This is a genomic window from Asaia astilbis JCM 15831, from assembly GCF_000613845.1.
In the GTDB taxonomy this organism is placed as follows: domain Bacteria; phylum Pseudomonadota; class Alphaproteobacteria; order Acetobacterales; family Acetobacteraceae; genus Asaia; species Asaia astilbis.
Map to the genome: position 1 here is coordinate 203378 of NZ_BAJT01000003.1, position 17859 is coordinate 221236.

At 58.4% G+C, this 17859-nt stretch carries 20 protein-coding genes and 1 pseudogene; 3 read left to right on the plus strand and 18 right to left on the minus strand.

What is annotated here, in order from left to right; translation table 11 throughout:
* Positions 1-60: 60 nt before the first annotated feature.
* From pnuC to JCM15831_RS20825, 3 genes and pseudogenes are all read right to left on the minus strand, one after another.
* Positions 61-630: a nicotinamide riboside transporter PnuC gene (gene pnuC, locus JCM15831_RS03635; RefSeq protein ID WP_025822781.1), complete on the minus strand. Its 570-nt coding sequence runs from the start codon at positions 628-630 to the stop codon at positions 61-63.
* Entirely contained in the window at positions 630-1811 is a 1182-nt protein-coding gene (locus JCM15831_RS03640; protein WP_025822783.1) for a phosphotransferase enzyme family protein, read from the minus strand. The genes pnuC and JCM15831_RS03640 overlap by 1 nt, the downstream gene beginning before the upstream one ends.
* Positions 1811-4245: pseudogene (locus JCM15831_RS20825) on the minus strand (TonB-dependent receptor). Before JCM15831_RS20825 ends, JCM15831_RS03640 begins: the two are co-directional and overlap by 1 nt.
* Before the next feature lie 124 nt (positions 4246-4369).
* Between JCM15831_RS20825 and JCM15831_RS03650 the strand changes: the two are divergent.
* On the plus strand, positions 4370-4861 hold the full coding sequence (locus tag JCM15831_RS03650; protein WP_025822785.1) for a hypothetical protein: 492 nt from the start codon (positions 4370-4372) through the stop codon (positions 4859-4861).
* Positions 4862-4885: 24 nt separating this feature from the next.
* Here JCM15831_RS03650 and JCM15831_RS22365 read toward each other — a convergent pair whose 3' ends face one another.
* From JCM15831_RS22365 to JCM15831_RS03665, 4 genes are all read right to left on the minus strand, one after another.
* Entirely contained in the window at positions 4886-5392 is a 507-nt protein-coding gene (locus JCM15831_RS22365; protein ID WP_232227976.1) for an MFS transporter, read from the minus strand.
* Entirely contained in the window at positions 5335-6075 is a 741-nt protein-coding gene (locus JCM15831_RS22370) for an MFS transporter (protein WP_232227977.1), read from the minus strand. Before JCM15831_RS22370 ends, JCM15831_RS22365 begins: the two co-directional genes overlap by 58 nt.
* A 207-nt stretch (positions 6076-6282) precedes the next feature.
* The gene (locus JCM15831_RS20830) at positions 6283-7563 is read right to left on the minus strand and encodes an amidase (RefSeq protein WP_232227985.1); all 1281 of its coding nucleotides are present in this window, start codon (positions 7561-7563) and stop codon (positions 6283-6285) included.
* A gap of 130 nt (positions 7564-7693) precedes the next feature.
* Entirely contained in the window at positions 7694-8497 is an 804-nt protein-coding gene (locus JCM15831_RS03665; RefSeq protein ID WP_025822787.1) for an NAD kinase, read from the minus strand.
* 228 nt (positions 8498-8725) lie between these two features.
* On the opposite strand from JCM15831_RS03665, the gene moaB reads away from it, so the two are divergent.
* Positions 8726-9256: a molybdenum cofactor biosynthesis protein B gene (gene moaB, locus JCM15831_RS16435; protein WP_051528289.1), complete on the plus strand. Its 531-nt coding sequence runs from the start codon at positions 8726-8728 to the stop codon at positions 9254-9256.
* Between the two features lie 27 nt (positions 9257-9283).
* Here the strand turns inward: moaB and JCM15831_RS03675 are convergent, their stop codons facing one another.
* Positions 9284-12244, minus strand: a complete 2961-nt coding sequence (locus tag JCM15831_RS03675; protein ID WP_025822789.1) for a glycoside hydrolase family 99-like domain-containing protein — start codon at positions 12242-12244, stop codon at positions 9284-9286.
* A gap of 343 nt (positions 12245-12587) precedes the next feature.
* Here JCM15831_RS03675 and JCM15831_RS03680 point away from each other — a divergent pair, with 343 nt between their 5' ends.
* Positions 12588-13448: a hypothetical protein gene (locus JCM15831_RS03680; RefSeq protein ID WP_156938729.1), complete on the plus strand. Its 861-nt coding sequence runs from the start codon at positions 12588-12590 to the stop codon at positions 13446-13448.
* Between the two features lie 509 nt (positions 13449-13957).
* Here the strand turns inward: JCM15831_RS03680 and JCM15831_RS03690 are convergent.
* From JCM15831_RS03690 to JCM15831_RS22375, 10 genes are all read right to left on the minus strand, one after another.
* On the minus strand, positions 13958-14164 hold the full coding sequence (locus JCM15831_RS03690; RefSeq protein ID WP_025822795.1) for a hypothetical protein: 207 nt from the start codon (positions 14162-14164) through the stop codon (positions 13958-13960).
* Positions 14161-14394 carry a hypothetical protein gene (locus tag JCM15831_RS03695; RefSeq protein WP_025822797.1) on the minus strand — a complete coding sequence of 78 codons (234 nt, stop codon included), beginning with the start codon at positions 14392-14394 and terminating at the stop codon, positions 14161-14163. Before JCM15831_RS03695 ends, JCM15831_RS03690 begins: the two co-directional genes overlap by 4 nt.
* Positions 14391-14681: a hypothetical protein gene (locus JCM15831_RS03700; RefSeq protein ID WP_025822799.1), complete on the minus strand. Its 291-nt coding sequence runs from the start codon at positions 14679-14681 to the stop codon at positions 14391-14393. Before JCM15831_RS03700 ends, JCM15831_RS03695 begins: the two co-directional genes overlap by 4 nt.
* 57 nt (positions 14682-14738) lie before the next feature.
* Positions 14739-14969, minus strand: a complete 231-nt coding sequence (locus JCM15831_RS16440; protein ID WP_051528292.1) for a hypothetical protein — start codon at positions 14967-14969, stop codon at positions 14739-14741.
* Complete coding sequence (locus JCM15831_RS03710) at positions 14966-15460, minus strand: hypothetical protein (protein ID WP_025822803.1); 495 nt, start codon at positions 15458-15460, stop codon at positions 14966-14968. The genes JCM15831_RS16440 and JCM15831_RS03710 overlap by 4 nt, the downstream gene beginning before the upstream one ends.
* Entirely contained in the window at positions 15460-15744 is a 285-nt protein-coding gene (locus JCM15831_RS03715; protein WP_025822805.1) for a hypothetical protein, read from the minus strand. Before JCM15831_RS03715 ends, JCM15831_RS03710 begins: the two co-directional genes overlap by 1 nt.
* Positions 15745-15819: 75 nt before the next feature.
* Positions 15820-16911 carry a hypothetical protein gene (locus JCM15831_RS03720; RefSeq protein WP_025822807.1) on the minus strand — a complete coding sequence of 364 codons (1092 nt, stop codon included), beginning with the start codon at positions 16909-16911 and terminating at the stop codon, positions 15820-15822.
* Positions 16908-17414, minus strand: a complete 507-nt coding sequence (locus JCM15831_RS03725) for a hypothetical protein (protein WP_025822809.1) — start codon at positions 17412-17414, stop codon at positions 16908-16910. The genes JCM15831_RS03720 and JCM15831_RS03725 overlap by 4 nt, the downstream gene beginning before the upstream one ends.
* A 17-nt stretch (positions 17415-17431) precedes the next feature.
* Positions 17432-17686, minus strand: a complete 255-nt coding sequence (locus JCM15831_RS16445) for a hypothetical protein (protein ID WP_051528293.1) — start codon at positions 17684-17686, stop codon at positions 17432-17434.
* Positions 17659-17859: hypothetical protein (locus JCM15831_RS22375; protein ID WP_025822811.1), on the minus strand; the 201-nt coding region annotated here is incomplete at its 5' end. The genes JCM15831_RS22375 and JCM15831_RS16445, both read right to left, overlap by 28 nt.

Consider the following 17859-nt stretch of genomic DNA (forward strand, 5'->3'; position numbering starts at 1 on the left):
CGGGGACGCGATGCAAGCGGCGTTCCAGATGCGAGGTCACGTTAAGTTCAGCCGCGTTTGTCAGACCTGCTGAGAGGCCCTGAGTGACGCCCGCCAGCTCGACCATCCATAAACCGCGAGCGCGATCAGGCCCGCATAGAGGCCCGCACTGAGCCAGAGATCCCGGGCGATGAAGAGCGCCACATAGGCACCGTCGACCACAATCCAGAGCGGCCAGCATGCAATGAAACGGCGTGCCGTCCAGATCTGGCCGATGACGCTGAAGACACTCAATGTGGCATCGGTCATGGGAGCGGCATCGCTCGTCCAGAGTCGCAGGATCGTGCCAAGCAAGGCCGAGCAACCCAATCCGATAAAGACATCGCGAAGAAGAATTCTGAGCGACGCGGCTGTTACCGCGATTTCCTCCGCGTCCTGCTTCAACCGATGCCAGTCGATCCAGCCTTTGATCAGGAACCCGCAGAACACCAGCTGCAAAGCGGAATCGGCGTAGAGCTGCGCTTTGGCGAACACGGCCAGATAAAGCAGGGAGGCAAGCAGGGAACATGGCCAGCCCCAGACATGCCTGCGTGCCATCAGCCAGATGCCCAGCATCGTGATCAAGACAGCGAGGATTTCGATGAAGGACATCAGACCGTCTTTCCGCATCGTGTCGCAATGTGGTTCAATATGCTGCGACCGTGATCGGCCGAGAACCACCTCGCGTGGCCCTGCAGATAGGTAGTGCAGGTCGTCTTTGCCAGTTCGGCTGCGTGAAGGAGATGCGCGTAATACCAGATTTCCGAGCAGGCGAAGGTAACGTGAGCCAGAGGAAGATAGGCGGCAATCTCGGCGTGGTCGTGAGCCGAAAGAGAATGTATTTGTTCGTATCCTGCGAGGAACGCATCGATCTGATCCAGATGGACCGTAAAATCGGGTAGGGCGCTCTCTGTGGTTTGCTGAGGACCCATCCAGCCGAACATGCTGCGCTCAAGCGCCACGGCGATATCAAAGCCGCGTGTCGTCAGATCCGACATGCCGAAATCGAAGGGGGCGCTCACGGTCTCCTTGCCCTCAACGCCGCACCAGCTCAGATTCGATCCGTGCCAGTCTCCATGTCCCCAGAGGAGCAGAGCTCGCTTCAGAAAGGGGGCAGCGTGGTCGAGATGCGGCTGAAGCGGGGCGAAGATCGTTTCGAGGCTTCCCTCATTCTCTAGAGCTGCGTGAAGGTCTCTGTTGCGTGCTGCCCAGGATTTCAGCCCCTCGGCGGGGCCTTTGTCATCGAGCAGCGGTGTGAGGGCCGAGACGAGAGGTCGATCCGAGCGCGGAGACGCATCCCAACCTTTGCTTGCTTCGTGAAAGCGTGCCAGAGCAGCGCCAGCCTCGTGGGCGTGATGGAGTGAGAGATAAGGCTCCCATGACATACGGTCACGATAGAGGTCTGCGCCTCTGATGGCGGGAAAGCACTCATAGCTCCATGCGCCGATGGCGACGGTGAAAGTGCCGTCTTTAGCCGCTCGGGGGCAGGCGACGCCCAGACCGCTGTGATGAAGATGGGTGATTAGGGCATGCTCTTCGCCCAAGGCGACCGGGTCGCGGAGAGCACGATGATGTCGTTTGAGAAACCAGCTTTTCCCCGCCTCATCGCTCAGGCGCGACACGGCGGAGAACGGACGGGCGCTATGCCAGTCGATCGTCTCGACACCGTTCAATCCGAAAGCGGTGAGAACCCGGCTCGCTTCATCCGGGGTAATCAGGGGCCAGTCGCGCTTGCTCTCCTGTCCCCAGAGGCCGAACTGGCCGGGTGAAGAAGGGGGGATACCCTCTGTCATCAGAACCCGGCAGTGGCGGTAGCCAGAGCTGAGAAACCCCCGCCGATATAGTAAGATGGGGCCGAGCCAGAGAGGGTCGTACCATAACGCCCGACTGTGTCGCGTGCGCTCAGCGTGGGGTTTGCGACACCTGAGAGGTAATGCTCGTTGGTGATATTGATGAAATTCAGACGCAGCGAAGGCGCCTTGAGATGATGCGTATCCGAGAAGCGATAGCCGAGGGCCAGATTTCCGGTCGTGTGATCGCTGATACGCTCGTCATTGAGGAAGGTCGCATACTGCCTGCCCGTATAATTGACCGAGGCGAACCCGAAGAGATGGCCGTCATCATAGGTCAGACCGGCAGCGGCCTGCAGGCTGGGACTCCGTACGGCGATCTTGCCGCGCGTCGGCAGCAGGTCGCCATTGCTTGCAATATCGTTGTCGATCGTCGCGTGCAGATACTCACCCGACAGATAGGGCGCCCAATGGTGCCAGGGTTTCAGGCCGAGTTCGACATCCAGGCCGCGCGAGGTCTGTCCACCAGCATTGATGGTCGAGGAAATCGGCGCGTTGTTGACGATGATCTGCGTCTGAACCTGACGATTGGTGAAATTGTAGTTGAAGAAGGTCAGACTCCCGGTCACGAGCGGGCCTGTATAGCGATAGCCGAGTTCTTCGGAGATCGAATATTCGTTACGCAAATTATTCGCGCCGGTCGTGTTCGTCTGTCCGCTCGTGGGATCATAGACATTGTAAAGCGCGGTAAAAGATGAGGCCCTGAAATTGGTTGTGGCATTCAGGAAGAGCTGATGCTCGGGCGAAATCTGAAAGCGCACGCCAAGACGCGGCAGAGGGACAGCACTGTTTGTGCCGACATGATATTGCGGTCCGGGCACAGCATTCGTGCCCGTACGATTGAACATCACTTCCTTGAAGCCAAACTCGATCAGTAACCGGTCGGAAAGCAGGTTCATCCGGTCGCCGATAAAGAGCGCATTGGCGATGCTGATCGTATGATTATCGCCTGCATAATAGACATGACCGTCATTGAGCCTGACGAAATTGCGCGTGCCGTTGCCCCAGATATTGGCCGAGCTTCCGTATTCGCTTACGGGCGAGAAGGTCTGAACTTCATGATCGTCACCGTAATCGAACCAGTACCCCAGAACGAGCTCGTTCCAGCCCTGTTTCCAGGCTAGCTCGGAAGTGAAACCCGAGCGTGTGCTGCGCTGCGTGTAGTTGGCGCGCACAACGGCCTGACCGTCCGCGGAGCTTGGCAGGCTCAGAACGTCGCCCAGAGCCTGGGTGCCTGTGTAGAGACCGCTCAGCGGCAGGGTCGAGCCACTCGGGACATTGCCATAGGCGCCTGTGCGTAGGGCGTGGCGTGGAAGGTGAGGTGATCGCTCAGGGCCAGCGTGACGGGAGCCCCCATGTATAACGTGCGCTCGGGGGCGCGCCACAAACGCTGATAGGACGTCGCCTCTTCCTGATTTTGAGGGTCATAGCGACCGGAAAGCGCATTGCCAGAAGAGACGCCATAGAGCCTGAACTGGTCTTTCGAGACCTGCGGATAATAGCTTGTGATTGTGCTGTTGAAGCTGCCGACCAACCCCGCGCTCGAGCGCTCGCCAATATCGCGCACGAGTTTGAAGTCGATATGGTGGCGCATATCATGGCCGGGGCCACGCCAGTTCTCCGCACTCGTATGAGAATACGAGACGAACCCGCGCAGCCGCGTCTGACCAAGTTCACCCGTGTCCAGTCGGATGAACTCGCGATTGGCGTTATATGACCCATAGGACGCAGCGACCGTGCCACCTGCCTTGCGCGCAGGATCGCGGAAGCTTAAATTCATCAAGCCTCCGGCCGCGTTAAGCACCGGGCTGTCGAGATCGGCGGCGCCCTGACTCAGCGATACCTGACGGTAGTTTTCACCATCGGCAAACTGGCTGGGATAGCCCGAATAATAGGCAAGATCGTTGAGAGGCATGCCTTCGAGCACATAGCCGATGGAATCCGTGTTCAGGCCGCGCACGGAGATCGTTGTCTGCGGGGAAAGCCCCATCGGGTCCGAGGCAGCGACATTGGCCCCGGGAAGCAGGGAGACGAGCTGATAGGCCGTCGCGATCGGTGCCTGCTTGGCGATGAAGCTGCTATCGACGCTGCTGACCGATCGGATTTCATGGTGGGGCTTGATCAGGCCACCGCCGCGCTCGGCATCCCGCTTCTCGGGCTCTGTGGCGCGAACGACGATCTGCTCGGCCTTGCGCGGCTTTGCCGCGCTGTCGGCAGCCCAGGTCGAGCTATAAGGCGCCGCGCAGAGAACCGAGACGGTAGAGAAAAGCCAGATCCGTGTGAACGAGCGGCGAGAGTCGGGCAGGGAGCGTGCCAATGTCCTGATCCAGCTATGAAGAGATGACAGGGCCGGTCCCTGTTTGAGAGCAGTTCCCATATATACGATGTCAGAACAATGGAGATTCCGATCTTTTAGTCCGGGATCCGGGCCGTCCGCCCGCGTGGCTGGGCGAAGGGGCATGTCTCTGGTAACAGGGGGCAGGTATAGGGAGGGTGACGTGATGTCTGATCTGGAAATCGCAAAGCATGTTGAAGGCTGGGTCATCAAGCCGGTGAATGAGACGGCGCCTCGTCGGATTTCGGAGCAGGATATTACGCTTCTGGTGCAGTCACTGCGCGCGCAGAGCGGGCAGCCGCGCGACGTGGCGCTTGGTGCGCTGATTTCAGCTTTTCAGGGGTGGATCGTGCAACGCGCTCGGGGGGAACGGCCCAGCGCTTTGGGCGAGGACGTATTCGCGCCTCTTCTCGATCTGCTGCCATCTGCAGGTCAAGCGGCTCCTGCTCCTGCTCCTGCCTCTGCTCACCAAGAAGTCTCATCGGAGCGATCCGCAGCCGACCTTCCGGTTGAGTCTGAGCGTCAGCATGTTGAGGCTCCTGCCGGACCGATTGTCGAAGAGCCCAAGACAGGCGCTACTTACAGCTCCCGCCTTGAACGGAGCGCGAGCGCTGCCAATCTGGACAAGGCGCTTTTCCACCTCGAATACGGTGTCTGACTGGTACAAATCAGGTCTTCGAGCTCACCCTTCCGCCACTCCCGTTAACGGCAAGGCGCCGCGTCGTGCGAGTTTGAACACAAGGATGAGGCCGATCAACGCGCAGCCGAGCCCCATCAGGAAGATGGCACGATAGCCAAGATGGTCGGAAAGCGTCCCTGCGACCGGCCCGCTGACCGCATAGGAGAGATCCTGAAATGCAGCGAAGCCGCCCAGAGCGGTCGCACGGATGGAGGCTGGCACGCGCTTGACGACCTCCACCCCCATTGACGGGTAGATGAGCGAACATCCGGCGCCCGTTAGAATGGCTCCTGATAGGGCGAGAACAGGGCCGGGCGCAAAGGCGATGCAGGCCTGACCTGCGGCCTCGATGCCAAGCGAGATCATCGCGACACGGATCCCTCCCATCTTTTCGGGAAGATGGCCGCCGAAAAGGCGCCCCGCGACAAAAGCGAGACCGAAACAGGTCAGTCCTAGGCTTCCGAAATGCCAGTGTCTGGCAAGGAAATAGACGGAGAGAAACGCGCCCAAGACGGCAAACCCGACACCCTGAAGCGCCACGACCATGCCGAAAGGCCGGATCGTCCCCAGGACGGGCCAGAAGGATTCACGTTTGTTCGAGAAAATGGGTGCAGCCGGAACGCCTTGCACGATGGCCAGCCGATAAGGGGTAGAAGCGTACAGACGCCCATAAGCGTCGAAAACCCGGCGAGATGATAGAGTTCGAGGCCGAGGGGGCCACCGAAAGCGAAGGCTCCATACATGGCGGCCCCGGTCCAGGTCAGGACTTTGCCCGCCCCTTGCGGACCGATCAGGCCAATGCCCCAGCCATGCATACCGACCAGAGTGTAGCTCTCGCCGATTCCAAGAAGCAGCCGTCCGACGATCAGAAGGCCAAGGGAAGCGTTTCTGGGGAGCAGGTCGAGCCCGGCGACGAGGCAGATGGCGCTGGCCAACGTGTAGAGCACGAGGCCGAGGCGCATCGCACTGCGTCCTCCTCGCCGGTCGGCAAAACCGCCTGCCAGCGTTCGGGTCAGAATGGTCGAGATAAAAGCACAACCGACGACCAGACCGGCGACGGCATTGCCGTAGCCCGGCCAGGAGGTGATGAAAGGGGGGATGACCGCAAGGGGCATCGCCACAGCCATATAGGAAAGGACCAGAGCAAGGGTGAGAGGAGGCAGGTAGCCAAAGGATGAAGACTTGTCAGCCACGATGAACCCCCCGAAATTTTTCTGATGGGCTCACGCACGACGACGGGTCGAGCCCAAGAGGGATCGATGCCGAATGCGTGGCATGGCCCGAAATGTGAGAACGGCAAGGTAGCTTCTCGAGCGAACACGCTCAAATAACGCTGCGGTGACAAGAGCATCCTCAGCGACAGGCGCGCTGGAGCGATCGCAGAGAGTGGTCCTACGAGGTCAGCCTTTGAGCCGGATTTCACAGCGACGGGCGATCCGCGCAAGAGCCGTATCGCGTCCGTGGCACGCGGTCAGCATCAGACCTGCGGCCAGACCTCTCCAGTGGAGTGGCAGGCTGAAAGAACAGCCGTCAACGAGGTTGGCAATCGAGGGATTGCGCAGGATCAGGCGGTTGAAGCGTCCATAGGCTTGCGGATCTTCGCAGTCCTTGATGAGCGGCGGCAAAACCGGCGAGGTCGGACAGATCAGGGCATCGAATTTGCTCAATTCTGCATTGAAGCGTGAACAGAGTTTCTGGCGCTCGACATAAAGCTGGCGCAGGGTCTGCACGCTGATCTTTTCACCAAGGGCAATCCGTTCGCTCACGCGAGGGTCGAAGCCTTGGGGGTTGTGAAGCAGATCGTCATGGAAATAGTGGTAGGCCTCGGCGGCGACGATCTGCCCTTGCAGGTTGAGATCGATGATGTCCTGCAGGATCGGCAGGGGCTGTCGGATGATCTCGATCCCGCCTGCTTCGAGATGCCTTACCACGGTCTCGAAGACGGCAAGGACCTGGGAATCTGCCTCGTTTCGCACGATGGATGTCGGCAAAAGCAGGCGGATCGGCCCCTCCTGCGGTTCGACGCGCGACCAGACTTCCCGTTTTTGAGACATGATATGGTCGAGAAGGACGCAGTCATCGACGGTCTGAGCAATACTGCCGACGCTGTCGAAGCTTGGCGAGAGAGGCACCATGCCCTGTCGACTGATATGGCCTGCGGTCGGTTTGAAACCGGTAAGGCCGTTCATCGCCGCCGGAATGCGGCATGATCCCCCCGTATCCGACCCAATTGCCGCGAGCGCGGCACCCGTGGCGACGGAAACGGCTCCCCCCGAACTCGACCCTCCCGGGATGGCGCGCCCTTCATCGATCATTGTGTTCCAGGGCTGGGGCCCGTGAGGATTCAGCCCAAGACCGGAATAGGCGAATTCCGTCATATGGGTGCGTCCAAGAAAGATGAAGCCGGCCTCGCGCAGGGGGGCGATGGCCTCGGCGTCCTTCGGGGCTGGCGGGCGATTTGCAAGAATGGTCGATCCTGCCCGGGTCACCTGTCCCTGGATATCGAACAGGTCCTTGATCGAAACAGGGAGGCCTGCCCAGGGGGAGGCAGCATAGCCTTTCGCACGGATCCGGTCAGCGGCATCGGCGTATTGGCGCGCCCGATCGGCGGAGAAGTCACCGGAGAAAGCAGCGCGGGCATTGTCGCACCCGTCGATCTTTTCGAGACAGCGCTCGATCAGGCACGGCTGGTGACTTCGCCTTTTGCCAGACGTTCTGCTGCTGAAAGCAGCGTGTCTGATGACGGAGTATAGCTCGGGCGGATCGTGAGACTGCTCATTGGCTGCGCCTTCTTTCTTGGGTCTTTTCGGCTTATTCGGCGAATTGTTCGGCGATGATCCTCTCCGACAATCCGTGATCCGGGTCGAACAAGATCGTGGCTGTGATAGAACGATCTTCCCGCACAACAACTTCAGCGACGTCGCGAACTTCCATGAAATCCGCGACAGCAGCGCAGGGACGTTTTTCCTGCTCCGAAAGCGTGAGGCGAACGACCGCATTCGAGGGCAGGAGCGCACCGCGCCAGCGTCTCGGTCGAAAGGCCGAGATCGGTGTCAGAGGCAGGAGATTGGCTGTGAGCGGGACGATCGGCCCGTGGGCCGAGAGATTATAGGCGGTCGATCCTGCAGGGGTCGCGACGATGATGCCATCACAGATCAGCTCTGGGAGACGCACGCGGTCATCGACCTCGACCTTGATCTTGGCCGCCTGTCGGGTTTGTCTGAATAAAAAGACGTCGTTGAAGGCGATACCTTCGTGCCGGGTGCCGTCGCGGCCGATGGCGTTCATCCGCAAGGGATGCACTTCCGATGCCTGGGCTTTGGTGAGCCGCTGGATCAGGTCTTCATCCGACATGGTATTGAGCAGAAACCCGACAGACCCGCAATTGAGCCCGTAGACCGGGATACCGCGCTCGGCGACCTTATGAAGCACCTCAAGCAGAAAGCCGTCACCGCCGAGGCAGACCACAAGCTCTGCATCGCATAGCGGGGTATCGCCATAGGTCGAGATTAGTCGGTGTCGCGTCTTCTGAGCGATCTCAGTTGGTGACGCCAGAAACGCGATACGCTCTGGAGGTTTGGAAAAACGCCGCTCTGGCGTCGAGGGGGTGCTCATGCCCGGATCCCGTTCCGAATAAAGATGAACGGATCAGGCAACGCGGGACAAACCGGACGATCCACTCTTTCGTACACCTGAACTGAAATTAAGAAAGCCACCCTAACGGTGAGACGCGCTCCCCGCAACCTCGCTTGCAGGGCAGAAAACCGTTCGCCATGAACCTCTTTGTCTCACGCGGAAACGGCGCAATAAAGGACGTTTATCTTTGCAGGAAAGATTTCGACGATGACCGAGAACCCGGGCGGTGCCGCGTTCACACCGTGTACCTTTGCGATCCTGACGATTTCGGACACGCGCACGCCAGAAACGGATCGTTCCGGAACAATTTTGGCCGAGCGTGTCGTTGCGGCAGGTCACCATCTGAACGAGCGGGCCATCGTCAAGGACACGGTCAGTGACATTGTCGAGCGTTTGCGCGTCTGGATCGAACACCCCGAAATTGACGCGGTGATCGCCACCGGCGGTACGGGGCTAACCGCGAGGGATGTGACCCCCGAGGCCTTTGCTCAGGTGATCGAAAAAGAGATCCCGGGCTTTGGCGAGCTGTTCAGAATGCTCTCTTATGCAAAGATCGGGACCTCGACCATTCAGTCCCGCGCTTTGGGGGGAATTGCGAACGGAACGTTCCTCTTCGCGCTCCCCGGCTCAACGGGCGCTGTCGCCGATGGCTGGGACCTCATTCTTTCCCAGCAATTCGACCGACGTCACCGGCCTTGCAACTTCGTGGACCTGATGCCCCGTCTGAAGGATGTCTGAGGACCAGAAGCGTCCTAATTGAGGGAGTTAGGAAAGGCGCTGACGTCTCTTTCTCGGGGTCGAAGAATTGAGCCCGAACTGGGCGGTCAGGGAGTCACGATACGCTCTCTGGCTCCTCATCAGGTCGTGCGGATTGCCGAATTTTTGCGCGATCAGATCGTGCATCGTTTCGATCTCGGCGAGGTGGGCACGATGATCCAAAGATCCGGTGACGGATTGATTGTGTCGACGGTGGATGTTGAGCGGGCGGGCGAGGAAAGCGATCTCGGTGCCCGGTCGCATGAGGAGTTCGACGTAGATGCGCCAGTCTCCTGCAAGACGAAGCTGTGGTAACTCCGACTGGCAGGCAAGCAGCGCGTTCAGAAACTCCTGACGCCTGAACAGGGCGGAGCTGGCATTGAGAACGAGATTGCATGTGGCGAGATAGTCGCGCGCGAAGCTTTCCCCCTCCATCAGCATGTCCCGTCCAAGCCTGTGCCCCACATGGCTGCGATAATAGTCCTGATAATTCGGGGCTAACTCCGCCCCGTCCTGATCGATGGCGCGACTATCGCAAAATGCCATGACCGCCTTGGGCGATTGGGTAACTGCTGCGATCAGGACGGATAAGAATTCCGGCTCTGAAAGATCATCGGCTTCGGCGATCCAGAGCCAGTCTCCTGTCGCGAGCGTTGCTGCCTTTTGCCACTGGGTGAAGACCGATCCGCTCTGTTGCTTTCCTTCAATCAGGCGAATGTTGCGGTTGAACTGTTCCGCGGTCTGTCGGCACAGCTCGACACTCTGGTCATCAGACGCATCGTCGAGGACAATAATTTCGGTCACGGGGCAATTCTGCGCGAAGATCGTGGCCATGCGTGCGGCAAGATACTGCGCATAATTATAGGAGAGAACGACAACCGAAATCGACGGTAAATCTGGCAGTGCGAGTGTCTTAAGACGGTCCACATAAGGGGCGAATGACAATTTTTCGGCCAGAGCCTGACCTTTTTGCATCCGTTCGTCGGAAGACTGTGGCGCGCTGGCCGCCGCTCGCAAGACTTCCATTCCCATGAAAGGGAGATCGCCGGGCAGTGCCACGCGATGGCGTGTATCGCCCTCCTGATGAAGCTCCTCGAGGAGATCGGGAATCATGCCATTGCGGGCAAAGGCGAGGCAGGGCAGGCCCGAGGCAAGCGCTTCCAAGGCGACCGAAGGATAGGGGTCTTCCCGGGAAGGGAGGAGAAACAGGTCAGCGGCAGACAGAAATGGATTGACGTCCTCCACTCTACCCGGAAGGTGAAAGCGCCTTGTTGCCTGTGCGGCGTCGAGGTCTGAAAGCAGGTTCTGTCTCATGCTGTCGGCAAGAGCACCGACCCACAAAAAGTGGATCGGGCGGTGAGGGCGCGTTTTGGCCACTGGCGTAAAAGACTCGCTCTGGATCATCTGCCAGAGCTGAAGAAACAGGTCGAAGCCTTTGCGGATATCGCCGTAACCGACGCCGATCACGACGAGTGCTTCGCTCTCTATTCCGTAGGCCAAACGCACCCGTCGACGCGCGGGGTCGAAAAACGCAATGTTGTGATAAAGACCCTGCGGCAGAATGATCGCCTCAGGGCAAAGGCGTGTCAGCTGCGCGCCGGGAACCACGACTTTTCTCGCCTGTTTGCGCGCCTGCTCGAAACAGTCTTCGAGACGATGCTGTCTGATCATGCCGGGAAGCTCGTGCACAAGCAGGATGAAGGAGAGGCCTGCTGCGCTGATCTCAGGGGCCAGTTTGGTCGATGCGACACTGTTCATCAGCGCAGAGGTAAAGCCCTCGGCACGAAGAGACTGGATACGTTCCGCGCAGGCCCGTGTGCCCGGGGTCAGGATGTCGACCGTGCCGATCTGACGATAGCGCGCCAGCAGATCGCCACCGCCCAGAAGCACGAAGGCGATCTCGAGCCCATGGGTGCGCTTCAGGGTCTCTCCGATTGCGAGAAGCAGCATTTGTGCGCCTGCCGGAAAGGCGTCATGTCCGATCAGCAGAAGCCGGTGGGGGGCGAAGTGGCTTTGAAGACCGGTGACCGCCCGTGCCGTTGCATTGAGATAGGCAGCGCCGAAATGGATGTCGGGCTCGAGATAAGCTCCTTCTGCCCACTCGTTCCACGCATTGATGCACAGAAAGGGCTCGCCCATGAAAGGATTGCGACGTGCATTGGCGATGCTCTCCTTCAGCCAGCGCTCGTAAAGCCTTGGTGTTGAGCCATGCAGAACAAGCCCGGCTCCCTGGCGTCTCGGGTCATTATCCCAGGAAGGGGTGAGGGTTCTGATCAGCGGAAAATCCGGAGCCGGATCGGCGAGAGATTTCTCGACCAGCTCGTCATAATCGTAGATCCGTGCCGTCATATCCTCGTCGAGCACCTGAACCCTGTCTTCGATCGGGGTGCAGGGCACAGTCAGCTTGTGCGGCGGAAATTCGATGGCGCCGTCCATCCCGAATGCGCGTGGATCATTGTCATCGAAGGCCTGAGCCATGACAACAATGGGGTCGAGCGCGTGTTCGCTCTGGAAGAGGAAGCGCCAGCGCGCGATGCGCCTCGCGGCATCAGGAATGGTGCCGGGCCGATAGATCATGAAGAGGGGACGAGACCCGATACGCAGATATCGTCTATCCGCCATATGCCGCGCGAGGTCAGTGATGAGGGCCGGATCGTCTTCGACATTGTAGTTCTGCGAAATCAGAATGTCATCTTCGCCGCCATCCCAGCGTCGGCTCCAGTTTTCATTGGCCCACATCAGACAGAAGGGAAGGTCGATGTCCGGGTTCTGAAGGAGTATTTCCATCGGCCGCTCAAGCAGGCGCTGACCATCGAACCAAAAGTAACACCCATTGATATCATTGGTGTTTTTTCCGGATGGTCGCGCTACGTTCTCCTGTTTCCGACCGTGGGAACGGGAAACTTTCCCCTTGTACTGGCCCGCCAGATCGTGCGATTCTGCGGGGGCTGCGGCGGCGTGGATGGACACGCGGGAGAGGGCTCTCCCTAAGCGAGATCATGCGGCTCACCAGCCCAGAGCAAGCGTGTCAGACGGTTAATTGGTGGAAAGGTCCCTCCAGCGCGTGAGCGTCCGTCAGCGATAGCCGGTATCAAGCCCGGCACGCAGCACCGGCGCCCTGTTCGAGAGGGGTTACGCGTCGCGTTTCTTCAGTGACCGAACCGGGGCGCAAAATCATCGTGGTGTTGATAGGCGAGGGCGGCTTTCGGGCCGCCCTTTGCTTGCAGGACTAAGCTACGCGCCGCTTAGGCGTGCTGCCAGATAAAGGCTGTTATACAGTAGGTCTTGATTATCGCGACTTTATGGCGTCTGTATGCGTTTCGACATCGCGCAGTGGAACAGAGATATGACGACAATTCCCACCGATGGTCTCACTATCAAGTACGAGAACCATAGCCCCATTGAGTTGGCAGATCTGACGACCAGCCTGCAGGCTGTGGCTAGGAGATACGCTCGATTTGCCGCGCAAAACGGAGTCACCTTTGAGGACGAGAACGCATCTGCGCTGTATGTGCGCGAGATCAGGCCAGGCAGCGTTATCGTCGATCTCATCAATTGGGGCGAAGCTCACAAAGGAACTTTGACCGCTGCGGTTGTCGCTGGAGGCGCGGCCGCAACGCAGGTGAATGCTCTTACTACGTTCGCCAAAAATCTTCGCGATAGTCTCAATTGGTTGAAAGGATCTGGAGATAAACCAGAAGATGTGTCTACAAGTGAACTCAAGGATATCAGCAAGATCCTGGAGCCCATCGCAAAAGATCCTGGAGCCAATCTGCACATAAATGCGGCGGAAGGATCTCATGTAGTTGTCTCCGTCAATTACAATAGTCTTGAGGCAAATGCCATTCAAAACAGGGCAGACAAGATTATTGAAGAGAGAGCAGAGCCTGCCCAGAAAAGTTTCAGACGTGTCCTTATGTATTGGTGGCAAGCCAATAAGGGCGCGGAGTCTACTAGTGATAAGGTGGTTATCGACGATATCTCCGAGAAGCCCTTGAAGGTTGTTTTCGAGGATGACGAAATAAAGAGCAAAATGTTGAGCGGAGCAGGAAATCCATTCAACGAGAGCTTCTTGGTGGACGTACATCTTCTCACCGTGCGCGGCAGGCCAAGGGCCTATAAAGTCACCAAGCTTCACGAAGTGATGGACTCTGATGAGACCGGTGAGGACTGATTTGCGTAGTAGATCCTCCCGTTGCTTGTCGTCCGTTGTCGTCAAGGGCGCTTGATGGCGGTTTGGTCGCCTATCCTATCGGCAACGTGTGCAAAAAATGCACAGGTTCAACTATCTGGAATCTCCGAAGGCTCGATCATTCGAAACTTGCGATTTTGCGCAAGTTCGCAAGTTCCTCGTGCCGATCGCATCTCGCAACAGTTCGCGCTCGCCTTTTAATTGACTCTCACCATTCGTTCGCGTTCTGTTCTAACTCAACAAACCCGACCCCAGCGACCGAAGAAGACGTGCATTTCGTGATCCTCATGGCGCTCAAGCTTGACGATAGCGGAAGGCACCGGCGCTTGAATGCGAAGATGACCGGCTCAGAGGTCGAGGGCCTGGCCCAGAGAATCACCGCCCACCTGCGCCGGTCGAATATGTGGCCGCATCAGGGGGAGCCGTTGCCGCCACATGAGACGATTGGTTACTCGATTGCTTGGCGGGACAAGGATGACGAGTAAAGCCGCTCATCTCTGACAGGCGCGCACCTGGTCCCGTAAGCCGATATAGTCGCCGATCCATCGCACGGTTTCCGGATTTGGATTGGCTTTGATCTCCGCAGCAAGCGCGGCCTGATCAGCCTTGCTGTAGGTCACAAGGACAGGGCAGGGCACATATTGCACCGACGAACAGGAAGAGAGCCCGAGGAGGGCGACGAGAGCGAGCCACCTCATGCCGAGCCATCCCCGAGACGCTGCAACACCGCCTCTTCCGTCGCGGGCTTGTCGGCCTGAGCCTGCGCCATGGCTTGAGCTTTAAGCGTCGTCGCATCGGCTGAGGTCTTCGCAGCCTCGGACGTGCTGACAGACGCTGCGTTCTTCCCGGCCCGGTTGGCGTACCAGATCAGGACACCGAGGGCGACGACGACAAACGCCACCGCCCCGGCGATGAGATCAGCCGTCAAGCGGCCTGCGCAACAGTGCTGCTCGTGCCCTTGAAGGCGGCAACGAGGGACTTGATGTCGGTGTCGAGCTTGTCGGCATCGTCTTCGATCGCGCTGATTGCGTCGAGGATGGCCGAAAGATCCTTGTTGGAGTTCTCGAGCGACGGGATGATCAGATCGCCGACCTCGCCGATGATGGCAGCGGCTGCCGTCAGCTTTGCCGTCGTAGCGGAGCTGACTGAACTGCCAGCCGCATCGGTGATCAGCTTGACGAGCTTGGTGACGAGCGTGTTTGCGCTGGTGGTCATGGTATTCTCTTTCTCAATGGTGATGATCGATCCCGGCCCGACTGCCGGTGTCGTCAGTCAGGGTTTGCGGTCGTCCGCGTTCGCAGCGTGCTTGCCGTTCATGGCGAGCCCGTTGACGATCAGATAAAGAGGAAGCCACTTCGAGCTGTCGGAGGGGCGAGGCCAGAAGCGGGCGACTACGGCTGCTAGAGCGACGATGAACGTGATGATCGTTGTCGCATCCCCTGCGAGAGATGCTGGAAGAAAGGGGAGGATCGTTTCGAAGATCGTTTGCCAGTCGATATTCATGCTTGGACCGCCTCGCGGAAATGGGCGACGTTCGCGACTGGATCAGCCGCGCCGAGCGCCGAGTTGTAAAACTGCTTGTGGTATCGGCTGAGCCCTTCGGCATCGGCAAAGTGCGGAAGGGCGGCCGGAGCGCGGTAGTATTTCACGCGGCACATCGCGCAGGCGTAGGCCAGATTGGTGACCATCAGATCAGCCGTGGCCGGTAGGTTGCCAATCATGGCACGGATAGCGGTTGCCGCTTTGGACTGACCTGGGTAGCGGAGCCAGTTCGACCAGCAATCGTCGTGCGTGAAAGGCTCCATCTGCCAGAGCCCCATTGCAGGGCCGTATCCGGTGTTGGTCACCTGCCGGAGATAGGCCGCGTTGCTCTCAGCCAGTGCCGTGCCAACCACGAGGTTGACGGCGGCCATGCTTGCGTGGGATTGGCCCATAAGCTGAAGAGTGGGAGCAACGACCAGCGCTTTGAGCTGCGATGTGTTGATACCGGCCATCAGATCTTACCCAAGCTGTGCAGCAGGGCGTAAACGCCCACTGCTGAGCCGCCGCCGAGGCCCGAACAGGCCGATACAATCATCGCACGGACATTGCCCTGACTACGGATCATGGCAGTCTGAGCATCCTGATTCATGATGATTTGCGATAGCTGGCCGCTCTGGGCGCTCTGTGTCGTCTGAACTTCAACCATCTGGCGTTCGAGGGTTTTGACATCCTGTCTCACGTCAGAAAATTCGCCTCTTGTGACGTAGGCAAGGACGTCATCAGTTTCGGCGTTCATGGCCCCTCCAATAAAAAAGCCGCCCGGTGAGGGGCGGCTGATGCAGCCTGGCTAGGCCGAAATTTGAACAACAACTTACTGACATGCCGAAGTGCTGCGATAGAACTGACCAGCAGAATTTACGCACGCATAAGCATTCCCAGTGCCAGTCATGCTGGTTGCTTTGAGAATATTAAATTTGGATGTTAGATAGTTAGATGCCTGAGCCCCTCTGTTTGTGAAGTAAAGGGAATTGTCAGAGGAATCGAAGCTTATATAGATATTCTGATTGTTTGCATCTTGCGTCGGGTTTGTTAGCCACAAATACCCGCCACTAAGTATGCGAACGTAGCCAGACAGGACAACATTGCCCGTTATGCTTCCGCCACTTAGCGGAAGATACGTTGATGTCGCCTTCGCTTGCGTGAGATAAGATGATGCTGCGCTGGTCTGCGTCAGGTAAGTCGACGCAGCGTCAGACTTGGCAAGATAAGTGCCTGATGCAGAGGAAGGAGTTAGGTAAGTGTTCGCCGCATTCGTCTGCGTCAGGTATGTGCTGCTCGCATTGCCCTGCGTCAGATAAATCGACGCTGCATCAGCCGACTTAAGATAGGGCGCGATGGCGGCGCTAAAATCCGAATTGGAAACGTAGTTTTCGGAGACGTTTGTAAGATCTGTTTGCAACCCCTCCTCTACGGACATGGCGCGCGTCTTTTCGGCATCGACAGCAGAAGAGACCTGATCGGGAGTCGAATAGCGCGGGTCCACATAGGACGGGATGCATGGTGCGTTAGCCGGGTATAAATACCCGGTTCCGGTATCGGCGCACATATATGCAGACTGGTCGTTAGGAGGGGTCGAAACATACCCCCGCGCGTAAATCTTGCCGTTGAACGTCACATCTCCATTCACCGAACCGCCAGTAAGCGGGAAATACTGTGATTCCGCGCTCGCTTGCGTGAGATATGGGGTAAGAGCTTCTGTCAGCTCAGAGGGCGTGACTGCTGCATCGATGCCAGCCTGCATGGTGGCAAACGTAGTGACCCCCGCCCCATCAGCGTTGCGGGCCGTTCCGAGCGGCGTATTGAGCGGCAATCCATTCGGAGGAACAAACTGCGGCTTGGTCGTCTGTGTCTGGGCGCACGCAATGGCAGGCAGCAACCCAGCGAGGATAAGAAAACGCTTCACGATGGAGCCTCATAAGTCGGGATGTTGGCATTGTTCCACCACCCGCCGCCACTTGGGGGCGAAGTAGGCAGCGAGTCTAGCCACGCGCTCATCGTCGCGCTGTTGACGGCGCTAATGTCGATCCCCGGCGCGCTTGGCGGCGAAGCATCCACAAGGGAAGGTGTCGAACTGACGATGATCGAGACTGTGGCCTGATAGGTAGCCCCGGAGCTGCCGAGCACGCATACTGTGACGGGGATCGCGCCGGATTGAACCCACTTGATCCACGCAGTAACGGTCGTTCCGCTGAGATAGGTCCACGACTGAGATCCGGCACTTCCAGCATCGAAAGCCAGCGCCTGCACGCTTTCGCCCGGACCCAGAATCGCCGAGAAATCGACGCTATAATCAGCGCCGCCGTTGATGTTATTGTCAGGCCACGCAAGCGGAGGCTGCAAGGCCATGCCGCGCAGTTGTGCGGTCGCACACCCGCCAGGCGCACGATCCGCGCTGATGGGCGCCAACTCATAGCAATGATCCTTTAGGCTGTCGGGGCTTTCGGCAAGGCTGTGCTCGTCGTGTCAGAGCCATTGGCGATTGCCATCAGGCTCTTGAGATACGAGACCCAGGCGTCAGGCGTAGCCTCGTTCAGAATGCCGTAATTGTTGTAAACGTAGCCTCGGGCTGACGATAACTCGTCGGATGCCTGCTTCGCGAGCGTAGGAGCGGGAATATAGTTGCTATCTTCCGTAACCGTAGATAGGTCGATCAGTGAACCATACCCACCATTAGACACAGCACTAGGCGAGCCATTGCTGTCCGGGATGATAGCTGCACCATTTTCAGCGCCAGAAAAAGTAGAGAATGCTGCTCGTCGGTCACTGCGACAACGTCTGACGGCATGTCAGAATACGACTCTTCATCGTCGTAGAACAGGCGAGTAGACTTCGAGTAATGGTAAGGCATGTT

What these genes read in the sequence shown, in the direction of transcription:
- pnuC (WP_025822781.1), bottom strand. Translation starts at nt 630, where the DNA reads ATGTCCTTCATCGAAATCCTCGCTGTCTTGATCACGATGCTGGGCATC.
- JCM15831_RS03640 (WP_025822783.1), bottom strand. Translation starts at nt 1,811, where the DNA reads ATGACAGAGGGTATCCCCCCTTCTTCACCCGGCCAGTTCGGCCTCTGG.
- JCM15831_RS03650 (WP_025822785.1), top strand. Translation starts at nt 4,370, where the DNA reads ATGTCTGATCTGGAAATCGCAAAGCATGTTGAAGGCTGGGTCATCAAG.
- JCM15831_RS03665 (WP_025822787.1), bottom strand. Translation starts at nt 8,497, where the DNA reads ATGAGCACCCCCTCGACGCCAGAGCGGCGTTTTTCCAAACCTCCAGAG.
- moaB (WP_051528289.1), top strand. Translation starts at nt 8,726, where the DNA reads ATGACCGAGAACCCGGGCGGTGCCGCGTTCACACCGTGTACCTTTGCG.
- JCM15831_RS03680 (WP_156938729.1), top strand. Translation starts at nt 12,588, where the DNA reads ATGCGTTTCGACATCGCGCAGTGGAACAGAGATATGACGACAATTCCC.
- JCM15831_RS03690 (WP_025822795.1), bottom strand. Translation starts at nt 14,164, where the DNA reads ATGAGGTGGCTCGCTCTCGTCGCCCTCCTCGGGCTCTCTTCCTGTTCG.
- JCM15831_RS03700 (WP_025822799.1), bottom strand. Translation starts at nt 14,681, where the DNA reads ATGACCACCAGCGCAAACACGCTCGTCACCAAGCTCGTCAAGCTGATC.
- JCM15831_RS16440 (WP_051528292.1), bottom strand. Translation starts at nt 14,969, where the DNA reads ATGAATATCGACTGGCAAACGATCTTCGAAACGATCCTCCCCTTTCTT.
- JCM15831_RS03710 (WP_025822803.1), bottom strand. Translation starts at nt 15,460, where the DNA reads ATGGCCGGTATCAACACATCGCAGCTCAAAGCGCTGGTCGTTGCTCCC.
- JCM15831_RS03715 (WP_025822805.1), bottom strand. Translation starts at nt 15,744, where the DNA reads ATGAACGCCGAAACTGATGACGTCCTTGCCTACGTCACAAGAGGCGAA.